16 protein-coding genes and 1 riboswitch are annotated in these 19958 nt (G+C 45.6%); of the genes, 10 read left to right on the top strand and 6 right to left on the bottom strand.

Annotation, left to right across the window (positions count from 1 at the left end; all coding sequences use genetic code 11):
• Positions 1 to 27 precede the first annotated feature (27 nt).
• Positions 28 to 435 (bottom strand): flagellar basal body-associated protein FliL, encoded by a 408-nt coding sequence (locus AACV12_RS01890; RefSeq protein WP_013855488.1) that lies wholly within the window; start codon positions 433 to 435, stop codon positions 28 to 30.
• Between the two features lie 236 nt (positions 436 to 671).
• Between AACV12_RS01890 and AACV12_RS01885 the strand changes: the two genes are divergently transcribed.
• Positions 672 to 1226, top strand: coding sequence for a chorismate lyase (locus tag AACV12_RS01885; protein ID WP_013855487.1), 555 nt, complete (start codon positions 672 to 674; stop codon positions 1224 to 1226).
• Entirely contained in the window at positions 1223 to 2077 is an 855-nt protein-coding gene (gene ubiA, locus AACV12_RS01880; protein WP_088720706.1) for a 4-hydroxybenzoate octaprenyltransferase, read from the top strand. The genes AACV12_RS01885 and ubiA overlap by 4 nt, the downstream gene beginning before the upstream one ends.
• A gap of 81 nt (positions 2078 to 2158) precedes the next feature.
• On the opposite strand, the gene plsB is transcribed toward ubiA, so the two are convergent.
• Positions 2159 to 4582, bottom strand: coding sequence for a glycerol-3-phosphate 1-O-acyltransferase PlsB (plsB, locus tag AACV12_RS01875; protein WP_013855485.1), 2424 nt, complete (start codon positions 4580 to 4582; stop codon positions 2159 to 2161).
• 319 nt (positions 4583 to 4901) lie between these two features.
• On the opposite strand from plsB, the gene lexA reads away from it, so the two are divergent.
• From lexA to dinF, 3 genes are all read left to right on the top strand, one after another.
• The gene (gene lexA, locus AACV12_RS01870; RefSeq protein WP_026028591.1) at positions 4902 to 5525 is read left to right on the top strand and encodes a transcriptional repressor LexA; all 624 of its coding nucleotides are present in this window, start codon (positions 4902 to 4904) and stop codon (positions 5523 to 5525) included.
• Positions 5526 to 5619: 94 nt separating this feature from the next.
• Complete coding sequence (locus AACV12_RS01865; protein ID WP_017044869.1) at positions 5620 to 6438, top strand: class I SAM-dependent methyltransferase; 819 nt, start codon at positions 5620 to 5622, stop codon at positions 6436 to 6438.
• Positions 6439 to 6500: 62 nt separating this feature from the next.
• On the top strand, positions 6501 to 7844 hold the full coding sequence (dinF, locus tag AACV12_RS01860; RefSeq protein ID WP_013855482.1) for an MATE family efflux transporter DinF: 1344 nt from the start codon (positions 6501 to 6503) through the stop codon (positions 7842 to 7844).
• A 103-nt stretch (positions 7845 to 7947) separates the two neighbouring features.
• Here the strand turns inward: dinF and sthA are convergent, their stop codons facing one another.
• Entirely contained in the window at positions 7948 to 9348 is a 1401-nt protein-coding gene (gene sthA / locus AACV12_RS01855) for a Si-specific NAD(P)(+) transhydrogenase (RefSeq protein ID WP_017048582.1), read from the bottom strand.
• A gap of 286 nt (positions 9349 to 9634) precedes the next feature.
• Between sthA and fabR the strand changes: the two genes are divergently transcribed.
• Together fabR and AACV12_RS01845 are read left to right on the top strand one after the other, a co-directional pair.
• Entirely contained in the window at positions 9635 to 10276 is a 642-nt protein-coding gene (fabR, locus tag AACV12_RS01850; protein WP_017048583.1) for an HTH-type transcriptional repressor FabR, read from the top strand.
• A complete protein-coding gene (locus AACV12_RS01845) occupies positions 10276 to 10653 on the top strand; it encodes a YijD family membrane protein (protein ID WP_017042075.1) in 378 nt (125 codons plus the stop codon). The genes fabR and AACV12_RS01845 overlap by 1 nt, the downstream gene beginning before the upstream one ends.
• A 159-nt stretch (positions 10654 to 10812) precedes the next feature.
• Here AACV12_RS01845 and AACV12_RS01835 read toward each other — a convergent pair whose 3' ends face one another.
• The gene (locus AACV12_RS01835; RefSeq protein WP_170901372.1) at positions 10813 to 13914 is read right to left on the bottom strand and encodes a beta-galactosidase; all 3102 of its coding nucleotides are present in this window, start codon (positions 13912 to 13914) and stop codon (positions 10813 to 10815) included.
• A gap of 453 nt (positions 13915 to 14367) precedes the next feature.
• Here AACV12_RS01835 and AACV12_RS01830 point away from each other — a divergent pair, with 453 nt between their 5' ends.
• Positions 14368 to 14559, top strand: a complete 192-nt coding sequence (locus AACV12_RS01830) for a hypothetical protein (protein WP_017042077.1) — start codon at positions 14368 to 14370, stop codon at positions 14557 to 14559.
• Between the two features lie 39 nt (positions 14560 to 14598).
• On the opposite strand, the gene trmA is transcribed toward AACV12_RS01830, so the two are convergent.
• Entirely contained in the window at positions 14599 to 15708 is a 1110-nt protein-coding gene (gene trmA, locus AACV12_RS01825) for a tRNA (uridine(54)-C5)-methyltransferase TrmA (protein WP_026028859.1), read from the bottom strand.
• 160 nt (positions 15709 to 15868) lie between these two features.
• Positions 15869 to 16064: riboswitch (cobalamin riboswitch) on the top strand.
• 47 nt (positions 16065 to 16111) lie between these two features.
• On the opposite strand from trmA, the gene AACV12_RS01820 reads away from it, so the two are divergent.
• Together AACV12_RS01820 and murI are read left to right on the top strand one after the other, a co-directional pair.
• Entirely contained in the window at positions 16112 to 18052 is a 1941-nt protein-coding gene (locus AACV12_RS01820) for a TonB-dependent receptor (RefSeq protein ID WP_170901370.1), read from the top strand.
• A gap of 188 nt (positions 18053 to 18240) precedes the next feature.
• On the top strand, positions 18241 to 19044 hold the full coding sequence (gene murI, locus AACV12_RS01815) for a glutamate racemase (RefSeq protein WP_026028593.1): 804 nt from the start codon (positions 18241 to 18243) through the stop codon (positions 19042 to 19044).
• Here murI and AACV12_RS01810 read toward each other — a convergent pair.
• Positions 19007 to 19462 carry an RNA recognition motif domain-containing protein gene (locus tag AACV12_RS01810; RefSeq protein WP_017044858.1) on the bottom strand — a complete coding sequence of 152 codons (456 nt, stop codon included), beginning with the start codon at positions 19460 to 19462 and terminating at the stop codon, positions 19007 to 19009. The genes murI and AACV12_RS01810 overlap by 38 nt on opposite strands.
• Between the last annotated feature and the right edge of the window lie 496 nt (positions 19463 to 19958).

Here is a 19958-nt window from a genome sequence, read left to right as displayed (position 1 = left end):
AACATCAATAGAGCGACAATTGCTGCTCTATTGATAGATGTATTTAGTAAACAGTAGGTCAGCAATAATGGTTCGGCCTATTTCAGGCAGTAACACCGCGTTGAGCTCTGTGACCAACGTTTTTCTTAAATCTTCCCGACCTGCGAGTGATTTTATCGTCTCTTCGGTCTGTTTACCGAGTAGCTCGACGATGGCATCACGAATCAGTGGTTGGTGCCGTTCAACGGCGGGTAAATCGGCGTCGCTGGATACCATCACGTCGATACGAACTTGGATGTAACCTAACTTATTTCCTTTAGTGAAAAAGTTGGTGGTGAGATCCGGCTCTAAGGTAAAGTACGCCAGCCTAGGCGCTTTTTCATCTTGTGCATAACTTGGTAACGCACAAAACAAGCTTAGAGCGATAATTATTTGGGCTACATAACGTTTAAGCATATTTCTATCTTTTCTTTAGTTGGTTCACGATACTCGAATCGCTTGAGTCTTGTTACAATAGAGCATCGGATTGTAATCAAAATGCTTATCTCGTTGTTTGGAATATACCGCAGTTGTCGCTTCCCGTTTTTACAAGCGGGTTTTTAACCTCCAACCGAGGGATTCTGTGAGTGAGCGCTTTTTATGGTTGTGTTAACCAAAAATGGACCTTTATTGTATGTTGATAAAGCCACTAATTGAATACTAGTATGAATCAATCAATTTCGCTCTATCTGTCTGCTTTGCGAGAAGTAATTTGGCAACAACCTGACGTTTTTTCTTTTCCTGATCAGGTTTCTCAGTCTTGGCTTTTAGAGCAAGGATCATTATCTCGCGTGTTAGAGGCGCAGTGTCAGCAACTGAGCGTTGAACTACTGCACAATAAGCTCGTTGAGGCAGAAAAATTACAGGGCGATGAGATGGCTCTGTTATCTGATGAAGCCTGTTTGTTACGTCAGGTTGTGCTGCGTGGTGATCAACAGCCATGGGTTTTAGGCCGTACTTTAATTCCTCAATCTTCGATGCTGGGTCAGCAATATGACTTAGCGCGCCAAGGTGATATCCCGCTTGGGTTAACGGTTTTTCGTGCTGAGCACGTTAAGCGTGACGCACTACAAGTGGGCTGGGCAATGATGGAAGAGGGGCCGTTGCTTGCACGCCGTTCACGATTATGGATGAATAATAAACCGATGTTAGTTGCGGAGCTGTTTTTACCCTTTTCACCGATTTACTCTAAGGAGAGAGTGTCATGACTTTGGTTAAGGCGCGTGCTTATTGGCAACTGATGCGCATGGACCGGCCAATTGGTTCTTTGCTATTGTTGTGGCCAACCTTATGGGCATTGATTTTAGCCGCGCAAGGTTTCCCCGATCCTAAAGTATTATTGGTATTCGTGTTGGGGGTGTTGTTGATGCGCTCAGCGGGTTGCGTGATCAACGATTTTGCCGATCGCAGAGTCGATGGACATGTTAAACGAACCAAACAGCGGCCTTTGCCTGCCGGGAGTGTGACAACCAAAGAGGCGATTGCACTGTTTTTAACGCTAGGTATCACTTCTTTCCTGCTGGTTTTGACCATGAATCCACTCACGGTTCAGCTCTCCTTTGTTGGTATCGCATTAGCGTTTGTTTATCCGTTCATGAAACGTTATACACACCTTCCGCAGTTGGTATTAGGGCTGGCCTTTAGTTGGTCTATTCCGATGGCATGGGCGGCGCAAGCCAACGAATTGCCAGCGGTGATGTGGGGGCTATTTTTGATCAATGCGTTGTGGACTGTGGCGTATGATACGCAGTATGCGATGGTTGATCGTGATGACGATATCAATATCGGAGTCAAATCGACCGCTATTTTATTTGGTCGTTTTGATAAAATCATCATCGGCATTTTACAGTTATTGGTACTGGCGTTGATGATCGCACTTGGTGGCTATTATCAGTTAGGGGCGAGTTTTTATTGGTCAGTATTGGCTGCAGCGGCTCTGTTTGTTTATCAGCAGCGTTTAATTCGTCATCGTGATCGTGATTTATGCTTCCACGCTTTTCTCAATAACAATCACGTTGGCATGGTGTTAACGTTGGGCCTGCTTTTTGCGTTTTGGTAAGTAGTTCACTAGTTTTTGTAAGTACTTCACGAATAAAGTAAAGGCATCCATTGGGATGCCTTTACTGTTTCTTACGACCGATTAGTTCGCTTGGCAGAGACTTTCTTGAATGGTTAAGCGAATTTCAGGATAGAGCATCGAGTAAAGTAGGCGTGCTAGCTGAACGGTTGGTTCTAAATGGCAATTGCCATCAACATCCAAATAGCCCTGCTCTTTGAGCGTGACAAACATGGCGGAGAATACCCCTTTATCAAAAAACTCAGGGGCATTGATGCCATGCAAACGGCCAAGACGTTGTGCAATTTCTTGGCTTTTTTGCTCTAAATCAGATTTGCCCACTTCAGGGTTGGCAACCAATAGATTGAGAGCAATCGCGTAGCGTTGTAGGGTTTCTGAAATGGTACGACCGAGCAGCATCAACACTTGTGTTTTGGCTTGATTAATAGCCACGACACCCTCTTCTAGCGTTACTAATTGTTGACGTTGCAGTTCGTTAACGTAAGCGTTGACTACATCTGCGAGTTCATCTTGCGCAAAGCTTAAAAACAGCTCCTGCTTTAAGAAGGGATAAATCAGTGCCACATTGGCGGTTATCTGCTCTAGTGATAGCGTTTGCTGGCGGATCAACATCTGCGCAATCAGTGAGGGAATGGCAAACAGATGAATGATGTTATTGCGATAGTAGGTCATCAAAATCGACTGATTGCGGTCAAGAGAAATAATCTCACCCATGGTATCGGATTCAATTACAAACTTGTCGAGCGACTGTGCATGGTTAACCAGTTCTTCCGCACTGGCTTTAGGCACAGTGCAGGTTGCTGAGTAGCGCACGTTATTTAGTAGCGATAAATAGCAGTCGATTTGCTTAACCAAATTGTCACGAGCCAGTGCGCTTTGGCGTGAAGCAAGTAATGCGGTGGCACACAAAGTTAAGGCATTGGCCGCCGCCGCATCGTTAATGTGCGTCATCATCTTGGTGGCCAGTTGGTTAACAATAGGGTTGATCCACTGCGGCTTGGTGCTGCCCATAGGGTCAATATCTTGCGTCCATTCTGGCACTTGCTCGTTAAGGTATTGGTTCAACGGGATCGGTTCGCCGAAATTGACATAGCCTTGGCCAAAATTACGCAGCTTGCGAATCGTGCGCAGCACTAAACCCGCATTTTCTTTCTCTTTACTTTTGCCGCGTAGCTCTTTGGCGTAAGTGCTTACTTCCATCACGTGTTCATAACCGATATAAACCGGCACGAGGGTCACCGGGCGGTTAAGGCCGCGCAACATGGCTTGGATGGTCATCGCCAGCATGCCTGTTTTCGCTGGCAGTAAACGGCCAGTGCGTGAACGGCCACCTTCGCTGAAATATTCAACTGAATAGCCTTTGGCAAATAGCTCGGCCAGATATTCGCGGAAAATGGTCGAATAGAGCTTATTGCCTTTAAAGCTGCGACGAATGAAGAATGCGCCGCCACGGCGGAAAATCGGACCTGCTGGGAAAAAATTCAAGTTGATTCCGGCGGCAATATGCGGTGGCACCATACCTTCGCGATACAGCACATAAGAAAGTAAGAGATAATCCATATGGCTGCGGTGGCAAGGGACATAGACAATCTCGTGTCCATCTTGCGCAAGGCGACGTACGGTGGCGGCATTATTTATATTAAGCCCTTGGTAAATGCGGTTCCATAACCAGCCCAGTATGCGTTCTCCTTTCTTGATTAAGGAGTAAGAGAAATCAGCGGCAATCTCATCCATGATGTCATGCGCTTCTTTGCGCGCTTTTTCGAGGGAGATATTGTTGGCTTTCGCTTGATCTTCAATCGCTTTTTCAATCGCTTGTGATTTAATTAGGCGGTTAAACAGCGCTTGGCGATTGGGCAAATTTGGCCCAGAAGCTGCCAGCTTTTGGCGAGAGAAATGAATACGAGCCACTCGTGCCAATTTATGCGCGATAGATTCGTCGGTGCCGTGTGAATCAGCCATATAGCGCAGTGAAACGACGGGGCTAAAGCGCACCATGCAATCGCGTCCAGCAAAAATTACCGCGAGTGCTTTTTGTGGGCCATTTAAGGCTTGGAGATAGGGTTTCTCTTGCCCCTCTTTACCTGGTTTACGTCCCCAAAGCACCGTCGCTGGGATCATTTGAACGTCCAATTCCGTATCAAACTTATGTAGCTCAAGCAGTTCAGAAAAAAGAGCGATAGAGTCACTAGGAACGTGCTGATCATTGCGCATCAAGGTTGGGCGCGCCGAGATGAAAACATAACGGGCAAAACTTTTGCCGTTTAGCTCAAGTGGTTGCAGCGGATCAGGTAAACCCAGTTCTTTGGCGTGAGTTTGCAAGGTGAGCAAATCAACACTTGAGCGAAAAGGTAAGGCGTAAACAATCGGCTTGTGAATATCAATGCCGTGGTCTTCTATTGGATTAGAAGGGATCGCCGTGCCTTTGACCAACGCAGACAAAGGTAATTTTAGTAGTGAACGAGATAATGAGTGTCCAGAAGACATAAAGGTCGTCGCCTCAAGAATATTTCAATATGCTTAAGCGCATGTCCATTTCCCTGTGAGTTGATACTCAGAGAAATCGATATGCGCCGAAGCGGCTAGCTATTTTTGAGCCGCAAGGATACCAGAAACTGGTCAAACCTTTTAATCATTATTGTTTAGTAAAACAGCATCACTTGCGAGCGCGGTGAGTGAATCGGTGAGGTATTTATCGGTCGATTGCGGCATTTTTTGTAAATAGCCAAAAAATAAGCGTCCGCTCTTCCATTTATTCGATTACTGGATATACTCACAGTTAACTGTATAAACAGACAGGTGAGATATGAAGCCGTTAACGCCCCGCCAGCAACAAGTATTTGATCTTATCCGCAGTAAGATCGACGAAACCGGAATGCCACCGACTCGCGCTGAAATCGCACGCGAGCTGGGTTTTCGTTCCGCCAATGCCGCAGAAGAGCATTTAAAAGCACTGGCTCGTAAACAAGCGATTGAAATTATTCCGGGTGCCTCTCGTGGGTTGCGTATCTTACTTGAAGCTGCCAATGAGCCAGAAGATCTTGGCCTGCCTTTAATTGGTCGAGTCGCGGCGGGAGAGCCTATTTTGGCGCAAGAGCATGTCGAAGCGCATTACCAAGTGGATCCCAATATGTTTCGCCCTCAAGCGGATTTCTTACTGCGTGTGCAAGGCGAAAGTATGAAAGATATTGGCATTATGGACGGTGACTTACTCGCAGTGCATAAAACACAAGATGTGCGTAATGGGCAAGTGGTGGTGGCGCGTGTTGAAGATGATGTGACGGTAAAACGTCTAGAACGCAAAGGCTCTACCGTGTTATTGCACGCAGAGAATGAAGCGTTCTCACCGATTGAAGTGGATCTTAAATCTCAGCAGCTCACCATTGAAGGTGTGGCCGTCGGCATTATTCGCAATACCGATTGGATGTAATTTATTATTGAGATCCATTCTCAATAACTTGTTATTCTAACTGATATTCATTATCATCTTCTTTGTTGTTACATCGAGTTGCGACATAAGGAAGATGGTAATGCCTACCGATAAACATTCACTAACCCCACGTCATCATATTCCAACCAATTTAGTTCAACCGTTGTGGTTTCGTAGCCGCGAAAGTTTGGTTGATAACGGGTTAGTGTATGATCCGATCGCTGCAAAGGCCTGCCAGAGCTGTCACTTAGCCCCCGAATGTTTAAGCGGTGATATCGATCAAAAACAATTACTGCATGCCACCTTAACGCAATTGTGCGATCAACAAGTGCGCGCGTTTATTGAGCGTAACCCTGATGGATGGATCATTAATGTCGGTGCAGGGTTAGATACCCGTTTTTATCGGGTAGACAACGGGCGTTGCCATTGGATAGAACTCGATATCACCGAAAACCTGCTGTGGCGGCAGAAATTGTTTCATCGCAGTGAGCGTTATCAACATGTGTGTGGCAGTGTCGATGATCTTCAGTGGTTGGATGGATTGCCTATTGCGGAATCCTCAGCCGTTTTAATCGTTTGTGAGCATGCGTTATTAGATTGTACGGCGCAGCAACTCACCTATTTTATCCGCGCATTGGGTTTGCATTTTTCTAATGCGGCGGCTTGTTTAATGCTGGCTGGAGACAAAACTGCTTCCGCTTTAGGTCAGAAAATGGGCTCAGGCCATTACGGACATGGTTTTGCTAATCCAACCGAAGCGGTACTCAATGTCTTGCCTTGGGCTTCGTCGGCAAAAACGTTTTCACCGCTCGATCAACATTGTGGCCGCTGGAAATTATGGCAACGTTGGTTAAGTAAGGTGATGGTTTACAAGCTGCGCTTAACACCCGTTTTAGTTTATGTCCGTTGGTGAGTAACCGCTAGCCGTCCTCCTATCACTCCGCTACACTTTGCTCTCACCCATGAGAGGTCAACGTGTTGCAATCTATTTTACAAACGTTATCGAACCGTTCCGTACATCGACAAGTGTTGCTACTGGCGATACCTATGGTGCTGTCCAATATTACCGTACCGCTGTTAGGTTTAGTTGATGCGGCGGTGATCGGTCATCTGGAACACGCTTGGTATTTAGGTGGTGTGGCACTTGGCGGTACGGTAGTCAGTGTCACTTTCTGGTTACTCGGCTTTTTAAGAATGTCGACCACAGGCCTTGCGGCGCAAGCATACGGTGAACAATCGTCACAAAAACTGGCGTTAGTCTTGTTGCAAGGGCTCTTGATGGCACTGGCATTTGCGTTGTTGTTTTTGATTCTGCATCGATGGATTGGCGATGCGATTTTTTCAGCCAGCAGTGCCAGTGAGCAAGTAAAGCAATATGGGTTGCAGTATTTTGTGATTCGAGCGTGGAGTGCGCCCGCCGCATTGGCCAACTTTGTACTGCTCGGCTGGCTGTTAGCCACGCAAAATGCCAAAGCGCCAATGTGGATGGTAATCATCACTAACTTAACCAACATCGCGTTGGACATTCTGTTTGTGTTGGGTTTCGGCTGGAAAGTGGAAGGTGCTGCGCTGGCGTCGGTTATCGCTGATTATGCGGGCATGAGCTTTGGTTTACTGTGTGTTTGGCGCTATTGGTTGCGGCATCAACTCCCTTCGCCACTGCAGCTAGGTGTTTTAGTGACACAAGGTCTTAGCCGCTTTGTGAAATTGAATCGCGATATTTTCCTGCGTTCACTCTGTTTGCAGGCGGCGTTTAGCTTTATGACCTTTCAAGGGGCGGCCTTTGGTGATCAAACCGTGGCGGCTAACGCTGTCTTAATGAGTTTTTTGATGATGATCTCCTATGGCATGGATGGTTTTGCTTATGCGATGGAGGCCATGGTTGGCAAAGCGATTGGTGCAAAAAGTGAGACGCAGCTCAAAAGTGCTCTGATCGGCAGTTTTTTCTGGAGTGCGCTAATCTGTTTAGCGTTAACGGTGATGTTTGCGGTGTGGGGATCGGCGTTGATCACGCTGATCACTGACATTAACGCAGTTCAGCAAGCGGCTAACCGTTATCTACCGTGGCTGGTGGCGATGCCGTTAACCGCGATGTGGTGTTTTTTATTGGATGGTATTTTTATCGGCGCGACCAAAGGTAAAGAGATGCGCAACAGCATGTTTGTCGCGATGTGCAGTTTTTTCAGCGTTTTCTATCTGGCTCAGTCTTTGGGTAATCACGCCCTGTGGATGGCGATGCTCAGCTTTATGGCAATGCGCGGCATCAGTTTAGGTGTGCTATTTATCTCACAATGGCGACGCGGTGTTTTTCTCACTTGATCACCGAACCTATCCCTAAGCACTTCACTCACTAGGTTACCAAAAAGAAAGCCGCACTCGTTAGCGGCTTTCATTCCATTAGCAGGCAGAATTAGGTCGATGATTAGAACAATCGATTCAGGCCATTTAACGCCGCCACGCGGTAGGCTTCGGCCATGGTTGGATAATTGAAGGTGGTATTGACGAAATATTCGAGGGTATTGGCTTCGCCTTTTTGCTCCATAATTGCCTGTCCGATATGGATGATTTCAGCCGCGCGTTCTCCAAACACATGAATACCTAAAATTTCTTTTGTCTCTCGGTGAAACAAAATTTTCAAGCTGCCGATATCTTTGCCAGAAATTTGTGCTCGTGCGAGGTGTTTAAACGAAGAGCGGCCAACCTCATACGGAATTTTGGCCGCGGTGAGTTCTTGCTCTGTTTTGCCCACTGAACTGATTTCAGGAATGGTGTAAATCCCAGTTGGAATGTCATCAATTAAGTGCCCTTGCGCTTGACCATGAGCAATCGCTTGAGCGACAAATCGACCTTGATCATAGGCTGCGCTCGCAAGGCTTGGGTAGCCAATTACATCACCGACCGCGTAGATGTGTTCCACCGAGGTTTGATAGTTACGATTGACGGCCAGTTGGCCACGTGAGTCGGCATTCAGGCCCACCGCTTTGAGGTTCAATTTGTCAGTGTTGCCCGTGCGTCCATTGGCGTACAAGATACAGTCGGCTTTCATTTTTTTGCCCGATTGCAAATGAACGATCACGCCATCGTCAGTGCCTTCAATCTTTTCATGGGTTTCATCATTACGAATCACAATGCCGCTGTTCCAAAAATGGTACGAGAGTGCATCAGACGTTTCGTTATCCAGAAACGACAGCAAGCGGTCACGGGTATTGATGAGGTCGGTTTTGACCCCTAAGCCGCGGAAAATCGAAGCGTATTCGCAACCAATGACGCCTGCGCCATAAATGATGATGTGGCGAGGATCGTGTTTAAGCGAGAGAATCGAATCGCTGTCATAAACTCGTTCATGAGTAAAATCAACATCATCAGGTTGATAAGGGCGTGAGCCAGTCGCAATCACAAATTTGTCGGCGCTGTATTTTTCGATGCTGCCGTCAGCGTGCGTAACCGCCACGGTATTTTTGTGAGTAAACTTAGCGTTACCAAAAATCAGCGTACACTGATTGCGATCGTAAAAGCCTTGGCGCAAGCGAGTCTGTTTATCAATCACAGATTTAGCATGGCCTAAAATATCAGAAAAAGTGAGATGAATACTGGTGTTGTTTTTACAAAATAGAGGGTTACTGTTGAATTCGATGATGCGGCTGACCGCATGGCGTAACGCCTTGGAGGGAATGGTGCCCCAATGGGTACAACCTCCGCCAACACTACTCTCTTTTTCGATAATGGCGACATTAAACCCCGCTTTAGTCAAACCCATTGCGGCGCCTTCTCCGCCCGGGCCGCTACCAATTACGATGACATCGAAGTGGTTTTGGTTCGCCATACTCTATTCCTTGTTGTATTTGTTTAACATTGCTGTAGCGAGATTTTAACTGATCCATCAGTGCGGTAAACGATGTTGCCATCAGAGAGTGGAGAGGATCACGCTCGAGAGGTGAAAATGCCACTTTATGCTATTGCTTTGTCCATCTTACTGTGGCGAGTGATTGAAATTAGGTTAGGTGACTGTTTAATTGGTCACTTTGTCCAAAGAGGCGATGTTGTGGCTTAGACAACGTGCTCAATCACGTTATAGTATGGCTCAGATAGTAAAAGAGAAGCGACTTAATATGAAATCGATGGGAATTCGCGCATTACAAAAAGAAAAAACACGTCGTTCATTGATTGATGCAGCATTTAGCCAATTAAGTGCCGATCGGAGTTTTTCTAACTTAAGTTTACGAGAAGTGGCCCGCGAGGCGGGGATTGCGCCCACCTCATTCTATCGACATTTTAAAGATATGGATGAGTTGGGTTTAACCATGGTTGATGAAGGCGGTTTACTGCTGCGTCAATTGATGCGCCAAGCACGGCAGCGCATTGTCAAAGAAGGCAGTGTGATTCGCACGTCGGTTGAAACCTTCATGGAATTTATTGAAAGTAGTCCCAATGTGTTTCGCCTATTACTGCGAGAACGCTCAGGTACTTCTTGCGAGTTTCGTGCCGCGGTAGTGCGAGAAATACAGCACTTTTCCGCAGAGCTCACCGAGTATTTGATGACGACAGGCATGGGTCGTGACGAGGCATTAACTCAGGCCGAAGCTTCCGTTATTTTGGTGTTCAGCTCCGGCGCTGAAGCTTTAGATTTAGATCGACGTGAGCGAGATGAGCTTGCTGAACGTTTGATCATGCAGTTGCGAATGCTAGCCAAAGGGGCATTTTGGTATCGCAAAGAACGTGAACGTAATCGGCTCAAAGGGGGGATAGAGTAATGTCGAATGAAAACAACACAACCCATCGTGGTTCGGAAAGAAAAACACTTGTGCTAGCGCTCATCGCAGGTATGTGCGGCGATGCTTTGTTGTCTTGGGTAACCATTAGCCAAGTTCCGTTCTCCATTTTCCCATTGATTGCATTAGTGCTTTCTGTGCAGGCGTTGTATCAAGAATATTTGCGCCATCCGGTGGCGGAAGATCTTCCATTGGTAGCGCTTGCCTGTTTCTTTGTCGGTGCTTTTGGTCATTCGGCATTTATCAAAGCACAATATCCAGATTCTGGTTCTAACTTTTTCGCCATTCTCGTATTGCTGTTGTTGCTACTCTGGGTTGGAAGAAAATTGGGTTTTCTTGGTCGCCATCACGCCGACTAAGTCATCAATGACTAGGTAGATATAGCGTGCGATGTGACCGTCATCCAAGCCTATCAAAGACATATCACAGGGATGTGGACGCCGTTTTCTTGTCGTAGCGTCATGCATCCCGCTGTCACGTAATCGTTGTAAGTGGCGATAGCCGTTATCGGTGCGTTTTTAAATACGATGCGAAATTGCTTTGAACGATATTCGGTAAACGTAATTATTGCCAGTTAGCTGGAATTCTTTGTGCACACTAGGGCTCCAAGAATCATCACCACCCACGCCCATGTGCTGATGGTCTAGGCGCACATAAATGGTTTTTTCTGCCATTAAATCACAGGTGTGTTTTGCTTTTGCCAGCGTCTGTTGAGCATATTGACTGACACTAAATTGGAAATCGCCAGATATCGCCAGTTCGTTCACTTGCAGCCATTGAGTTCCACAACGCAAGCCACTGTCGGTTGGGAAAATGTACGGAGTATGCATCTCTTCTAGCGTTTGCGTGTGCAAGCCAAAACGTGCTGCAGATAGGCGGTCTGGGTAGTTCTCAAACGGACCTAAACCTTGCCAAGTGATTGGTGTACTCTGCTCATGCAATGGCAATTGCAACTCCAAGCCGATACGTGGCATGGGTGGTAGATCATCGGCAAGTGTCACATCAACGGTCAGCTGCATTTCGCCACTGTTTTTCAGCGTATGCGTCCAAGTGGTGATGGCTTGCACGGCACCGTTGAATTGGTAAGCGAAAGTTGATGTTACTTGCACGGCATGCGCCAACATGTCGCTATGGCAACTGACACATTCGCGTTTCCATTGGCCAATACCAGCCATATCCCAACGGCATACCCAAGCGTTCGGATCTACGTTATCCACTTCACTCACACCAATATCGTTATCCAGTGGCGCACGGAAGAAGTTATCTTGCGGTGCCGCCAGCATTTGCGCTTTGCCATCGACTTGCCAATCAATCATCAAGCCTGTTTGACTATCCCAGCACCATTGATGCTTCTCATTTAGGCTGGTGACTACGATCATGCCTTTTTGCTGGCTTATCGCTGGGGCTGGTTGCGTTTCCAATTTAGGCATGGCGAGACCTGAGGTATTGCGTAGCGCAAATTGCTCAGAAGCGCTCACATGTCCCGCGGGTGCCCAAAGTGTTTCTGCCATTAAGGTGATGTCAGTATTCAAGTGGTATCGCGCTTCTGCTTTAGGTGTAAATTCAAAAGCAATATCTACGGTTGCTTGGCTATCGGCTTTGATGTTCAGCACAACAGAGCCAGATTGAATCAATTTGCCATCTTCCAAAAGTGACCAGTTCAATTGCTCGTTGTCCGTTGCACGAAATAGGTTTTCGTTAGTTACTAATAGATGACAGAATCCTTTCGCTTGTTCTTGCAGCGACACGCGAATCATACGCTGGCAGTATTTGGCTTCTTCCAATGTTGGATGCACAGTGCGATCTGGGAAGATCAACCCGTTGATGCAGAACTGGCGGTCATTGATTTTATCGCCAAAATCGCCACCGTAAGCCCAGAAGTGTTGGCCGTTCTCGTCCCATTGGCTCAAGCCTTGATCTACCCAATCCCAGATAAAGCCGCCTTGAAGGCGAGGAAACTCGCGGAATGCATGCCAATATTCATTAAAACTCCCCAAACTGTTACCCATTGCGTGGGCGTATTCACATAAGATCAGTGGGCGAGTTTCGTTGGGTAGAGAAATCCATTTTTTGATTGGCCATTTTGGTACTGCTTCATCTGCAATCGTTGTATTCACACGGGCGTACATAGGCGCAATGATGTCGGTTGCTGCGGTATTGGCACCGCCACCTTCATATTGAACAGGGCGCGACGGATCGTAGTTTTTCGACCAAGCGTACATCGCATTGTGGTTGCTGCCGTGGCCAGACTCGTTACCCAAAGACCAGATGATGATAGAAGGGTGGTTTTTATCGCGCATCACCATTTGGGTGTAGCGGCTCATGTATGCGTGCGCCCATTGTGGATTGCTCGAAAGGCGATTCATCGGCTGCATGCCATGGGTTTCGATGTTCGCTTCATCGCACACGTACAAGCCGTATTGGTCACACAGTTCGTACCAACGAGGGTGATTTGGGTAGTGCGCTGTACGTACCGCGTTGAAATTGTATTGCTTCATCAAACAGATGTCGCGGATCATGTCTTCTTCTGTCATCACATGCCCAAGCTCTGGATGATGCTCATGACGGTTAACGCCACGGATCAGCAAAGGCCTGCCGTTGAGTTTCAACTGACCATCAGTGATTTCCACTTTGCGAAAGCCCACATGATAGGCTTCACTCTCTAGATGCATGCCGTTTTCATCTAATAGGGAAATGACTAGGCGGTATAGATTGGGGGTTTCTGCGCTCCATTTGTTTGGCTCACGCACATGCAATGTTTGAAATACTACGTCATCGTATGTGCCCCGCTCGTCAATACGGCGGTTGTGCGGTCGATCAATTCGCGGCTCAGTCACTGCGCATTCACCATCAAAGAGCTGCACTTGCACTTGGTAACAATCTGGCGCTGAAATGTGCGTCACGATTGATAGTGAACCATCGCGATAACACGCATCCAAATCTGGCGTGACGAATACATCTTCAATGCAGTATTGCGGTTTAGAAAGCAAAGTTACGTCGCGGAAAATACCACTTAGCCACCACATGTCTTGGTCTTCTAGGTAGCAGCCATCACACCAACGCATCACCATCACGGCAAGTGTATTCTCGCCAGCCACTAGGTAGGGTGATAAGTCGAATTCGGAAGGCAAGCGGCTATCTTGGCTGTATCCCACCCAAGTGCCGTTGCACCATAGGTGGAATGCTGAGTTCACACCATCGAAGATGATGCGCTGGGTATTGGCAAGATCGGCTTCTGAGCGGGAAATCGTAGTGCGGTAACAACCTGTCGGGTTTTCGGCGGGCACGAATGGAGGGTTTACTTCAAACGGGTATTTTACGTTGGTGTAAATTGGTTTGTCGTAGCCTTGTAGCTGCCAGTTGGAAGGAACCGTTATTTCATCCCAGTTCGTATCATTGAATTTGGTTTGAATAAACTCGCCTTCGACTTGTTCGGGCGAGTCGAACACTTTGAATTTCCATTGGCCATTCAGCGATTGACGTTGGGCGTAAACGTCGTCACGGGCATGGTCAATATCTCGGTAACTGGAAAGTGGGCTGTGTGCTTTTAAGCAGTGAATATTCACTGATTGTGGGGTTTCCCAGTCACGTCGTTGGAGAATATCTGAAAATGCCTTCATGGTTTTCCTACTTGATTTTTTGTTTCTAACCGTGTTGCACTACGGTAGTGAATACCGTAATGGATGACTTTTTTGCTCTGGTAGTCGACGCTAACGCGGCCAAAAACAGTGCCATACATAGAGTAGCTAATCGTTTTATTTTTTGAGTCCTAGCTTGCTACTTAGTGTAAATAAGATATGGAAACGTTTCCATGATGGGGTTTACATTTTCATAGTAATAACGGATTTATTCTTCTTTCGTGTGATTATCCTCTCTGGAATGTACTTTTAAGCAATTTTAACGGCGAGTGATGAACTTTCCTTGATGAGATTGGCTTTGGATCTGACGTTTATATCAAAATCAATCTGTAAACGTTCCCATGAATTTGGTTTGGCTCACCGATTATTTTGTTCTATTCATTGTGATGCGATGTAATTTCCTGCTTCAAAGTCAGACAAAATGACAGATAACCATTGATTGAATTAACCGGTGGGCAGGCTCTACTGATTGTAGAATTGGGTGAGTATGCAGAGATTCTGCATTGGGGACAGAAGGTAAGCGGCGATCTCAACGGTTATCGTATGGGCTCTGCATCGCCCGCTCTGATTAAACCGTTAGTCAGAGCGAGCAGCATGATAGGTAATGTTGTCAGTACGAATGCGTGAAAGCCGATTAAATCGAAATTTAAATATTGATTAAAAGTCTTATTTAATCTTCTCCAGCATTACACCTGCTTCCATGTGGTGGGTGTAAGGGAATTGGTCGAATAGAGCGAAACGAGTCACTTTGTGTGTTTCACATAGAGTGTCTAAATTCTCTTTTAAGGTTTCTGGGTTGCAGGAGATATACACAATCCGCTCGTAGCCTTGCACCATTTTACAGGTATCGATATCCATACCCGAGCGCGGTGGGTCAACAAAAATGGTGTTGCAACGATAGCTTTTGAGATCAACTCCCGCTTGTTGTAAACGACGAAACTCACGTTGACCTTCCATCGCTTGAGTAAACTCTTCGGCAGACATGCGGATGATTTGCACATTGTCTATTTTATTCGCCGCAATGTTGTATTGCGCGGAATCAACAGAAGGTTTGGCTAATTCGGTTGCGAGCACTCGCTCGAAATTTTTCGCCAATGCCAGTGAAAAGTTACCATTCCCACAGTAGAGCTCCAATAAATCGCCTTGGCTCTCTTGTGTGCAGTCAACGGCCCATTCCAACATTTTTTGCGCAACAGTACCGTTTGGTTGAGTAAAACTGTTTTCCACTTGTTGATAAATGTAACTTTGACCATGTACGTTCAGTTTCTCAATCACAAAATCTCGATCTAGCACGACTTTCATTTTACGTGCACGGCCAATCAAATTGAGGTTGAATCCCTCATCATTGAGACGCTGTTTTAATGCTTTTGCTTGGGTTATCCATTCTTCATCGAGTTGGCGATGATAAAGCAGAGAAACCAGTACTTCACCACTAAGAGTGGAGAGAAAATCGACTTGGAAAAGTTTACGACGCAGTGAGTCGCTGCCTTTAAGTGCATCGACCAAAAGTGGCATCAAATCATTAATTAAACGACTGGCTGCAGGAAACTGGTCAACGCGGTATTTTTCACGCGTTTCTTGGTTGAACATGATGTAATAAAGCTCATCACCTTCGTGCCAAACTCGAAATTCTGCACGCATACGGTAATGCTGCTCTGGTGATTCAAACACTTCCAACTGAGGCATGTTGTATTGTGCGAACATTTGGGTCAGACGCTCGGTCTTTTCCGCCAACTGTTGCTGGTAGTGTTGTGGGTTTACATCAAGAGTCGCCATGGTATTACCTTTGCTTGGGTATGGTGCATTCAAATAATAAAGAGCGCAGATTTTATTCAATCCCTCGCGCTTGTCCAGTTTTGTCCTGAATTAGTCATTAATTGCGAGCTAACAAAAATAGCTGACACCAATCAGTACTAGACAAATTATCAATAGAGCCATAGTATCGCCCTCAGCTGGTGCTATCTAGCGGTATAGATGGCCGAAAAGGGAATCTGGTGTGAATCCAGAACTGACGCGCAGCGGTAAGAGAGAACGAACACCCAATATGACACTGCAGGAAAATGCTGTGGGAAGTCGGGTTAGTAGGTCAAGAGCTCTCAAGTCCGAATACCTGCCAGCAGCCAAATCTATACCACCGTTTGGTTGATTTGGTAGGACTTACGCGAATTAGGATCACAATATGAATAAATCTATTTTAGCGATGACGATAGCATCGCTGCTTCCGTATGCCTCTTCTTATGCTCAAGACGTTACCACTGATGAAACGATGGTCGTTCTAGCTAAAAGTGACTTCAACAACTCTATCGAAGACATTCCAGCTAACGTAACTGTGATCAATTCGGACGATATTGCTGCAAGCGGAGCTAGGAGCTTAGACACGTTACTGCGAGCACGTGCAGGCATTCAGATTTCTGATAGTAACAGTGGCCCCGTCTTTGCCATCCGAGGTTTTACTGGTGGACAAGCAGCGAACAACACATTTATTCTCGTTGATGGACGTCGTTTGAATAAACAAGATCTGTCTGCGCCTCAAGTGAGTTCTATTTTGATTTCGCAGATTGAACGTGTCGAAGTTCTATCTGGTAGTGCCGCCGTGCTATACGGAGATCAAGCGGTGGGTGGTGTCATCAACATCATTACTAAAGGTGGCCATCAAGATGGTGGCAATGTTTCAGTAAGTGTTGGTAGTTTTGATTCTATCGCGGGTAGTGTTGACGTTTCTGAGCAGCTCAATGAACGTTGGAACCTATTCTTGAGTGCAAGCCAAGACAACAGTGATAACTATCGTGAGCATAATAAGCGTGAGACTGGTGCATTGCTTGGCCGACTAAACTATGAGCAAGACAAAACTGAGTTTTTCGTTGAAGCGAGCTATTACGATAACAACCGTGAATATGTTGGCTCATTAACCGAAGAACAATATAAGCAAGACCCAACTCAGGCTGGTTCGACAAATCCAACGGATTACTCTCATGAAATTACTAAAGCACTTCGTACAGGTTATAAACGTCACATAAGTGGTTCGTGGATTGTTGGCACAGACGTAATTTACGATAACACGTCAGGCTCTGGCTCAGCTTGGGGTAGTTCAACTACCAGCAAAAGCAAACAGTTATTTGGTTCAGTGAGCCTAGAAAACCAGTTCTCAACTCAATCTGGTGAAGGTAATATTCTCTTTGGCTTAGAAGGTACCGACAGTGATCATTCGTACAAATCCTCATCAACTGACAGAGCCAATGAGCAAAATGATTATAGTGTTTTTGGTCAGTTAAATTATCCACTTATCACAAACCTAACATTGACTACTGGTGCGAGATACAGCTCCGTCGCTGATGAGTTGTACGATGGTGCTATCTACCCAGAGGCTGAAAAGCTATCTGAATCTCAGGATGCTTACGAACTCGGACTTAACTACAAAATTAATCAGTTTCAGCGAGTTTATGTGCGCGGAGAAACGAACTTTAGGTTTGCTAAGATTGACGAGCAAGCTTATACCTCACCCGGTGTTTTAGGTTTGAAACCTCAAACAGGTAAATCTTTAGAAGCTGGCTGGGGGCTTTTGGGGGACGATTACAGTATTAAAATAGACGTATTTAACCTACAGCTAGAAGATGAGATTGTTTTTGATAACAGCGCACCAACACCTATTGGTGGCTTTTTTCCTGGCGCTAACGTCAATGCTGATGAATCTGAACGGAATGGTATTAGTGTTAGCGGCGATCTATACGCAAATGAAAATCTTCAGTTAGGGCTAGAGTACAACCTTATTGATGCTGAATTTTCAAGTGGTGGTGATAAAGGTAAGACATTGCCTTGGGTCGCTCGCAATACTGGGCGAGCATTTGTAACATATGATATTAGCTATGAATGGCAGTTGTTTGTTGAAGGTGTTTACACGGGCTCTCGTTATAAAGATGGTGATACATCAAACAGCTTAGATAAGTTGCCCGCATATTGGCTAAGTAACCTAGCGGTAAGTTATATCAAAAAAGAGTGGTCAGCGACTCTACGTGTCGATAATGCATTTGATAAAAAATATGCAGAAAATGCCAACAACTGGGGAGCTTACTACCCAGGAGATGGGCGTAAAATTATGCTCACAAGCTCTTACCAATTCTAATCACCTCAAACCGCCTTTGGGCGGTTTTTACTTTGCAACTGTGATGATGAAAAAGGACGTTATTGTCAGTTGATCCAGTAGCTATCGATCAGGAAGAGCGTTTTTGTCACCAAAGATACCGAGCAAGAGCATTGCCAATTGATAAAGAGCGAGTATGATCGGAACGTTTTCATTATAAGGTGCTCAGAGTGTCGCAACCGTCTCAGCTTAATGTGCTTATCTTTGACTCTGGTGTTGGTGGGTTATCGGTTTATCAAGAGGTCCAAGCCAAACTACCACAATTAAACTACATCTACCTGTTTGACAATGAAGCTTATCCTTATGGAGAGCTCAATCAAGAGGTGTTAATTAAGCGTGTGGTTAGGTTGGTAAGCGATGTCGTTGTGAAAGAGCGCATTGATTTGGTCGTTATTGCTTGTAATACCGCAAGCACCATCGTCTTACCCAAGCTGCGTTCTTGTCTTGCTGTACCAGTTGTGGGGGTTGTCCCTGCGATTAAACCGGCCTCGTCACTGGCAAATAAAGCCGTGGGACTCATTGCTACCCCAGCGACTATCACTCGTCAATACACTCACGATTTGATTCGAGATTTCTCATCTGACAAGAATGTTGAATTGCTAGGGTCAACGCGCTTAGTGGATATGGCAGAAGAAAAATTGAGGGGCAAAGCTGTCGATCTTGCAGAATTAAAAGAGATTCTTAGCCCTTTGGTGAACCGTATTGATGTGGCGGTCCTTGGCTGTACACACTTCCCATTAATAAAAGAAGAGATCCAAGCCGTATTAGGGAAGAGTGTCGTGCTAGTTGATTCCGGAGAAGCTATTGCTCGTCGTGTGCAAGAGCTATTGGGTGTGAAAAGCGAGCCACAATGCAAAATCAAACAACACAAGATATTATCAAGCGCACCTCCTTGGGAAGAAAGCGCGCTCAATAGCCGATTAGCTCACTTAGGTTTTACTCCTGTTCAAACATATCGTCATCAGGATGTTTAGGATCATTCGCCACACGTACCTTCAATGTGCGCTGCATATAGTCTTTCTCATTCAAAGCTGAAATAGCACCATCTACATTTGCAGAAGCCATCACAACAAAGCCAAATCCACGCCTTTTGCCCGTTCGCTTATCTTTCATCAAACGTACGGCAAAGACCTCTCCATATTTGGCAAAAAGTTCACGAACATGAGCTTCATTCGCTTTGTATGGCAAGTTACCGACATACAGTGTTTTCGTTGAGAGTTTTGACTCCTCATCATCGGTTAGCGTTTTGCTGCCAAAAAATTTAAAAACAAGAGCGGAAGAGACAACACCAAGAACAAAAGTAATTGCGGGAGAAAGCGCGACCAGAGAAAAAAGGATTGCGCCTATTATTGCAAGAGATGCAACCAGTAAAATCGATTTATTAGAGTTCATATTGGAATACTACATATCAAGTAAAAGAAGAAGGATGTCTAGGATTAACAAAATAGACACATCAATCTTACGTTTATGCTTGGTGTTTTTCCAACCAATTGCTGTGATAACCTTCAAATGTTGAAGTTTTATTCAATAAAACGCGACATTGGTGGCTTTTTAAGCGAATGAAAGGTGATTTTAAAAAAGAACTTGTCACATTGTAAAACCTCCCTATAATGCCGCCTCACTGACACGGAGTGAGGCAAGCCTCACAAACGAGTTACTAGTTGAAAGAGAAAGATAGTTAAAAATAACTCTTGACTCTTAAAAGCTAAAGCGTATTATTCGCACCCCTAGCGACACGGACTTAACGGTCTTGTTCGACAGGAACGCTCTTTAACAATATAAACCTATCAATCTGTGTGGGCACTCGTTGATGATAATCAAAAAAGATTTATCAATGAACTGAGTGACCAATCAGAATCAAGTTTACTTGATTTTGGCACAGTCAATT

The organism is Vibrio sp. 2-2(8) (assembly GCF_963888495.1).
In the GTDB taxonomy this organism is placed as follows: domain Bacteria; phylum Pseudomonadota; class Gammaproteobacteria; order Enterobacterales; family Vibrionaceae; genus Vibrio; species Vibrio anguillarum.
This window is presented reverse-complemented; position numbering and strand designations above follow the sequence as displayed.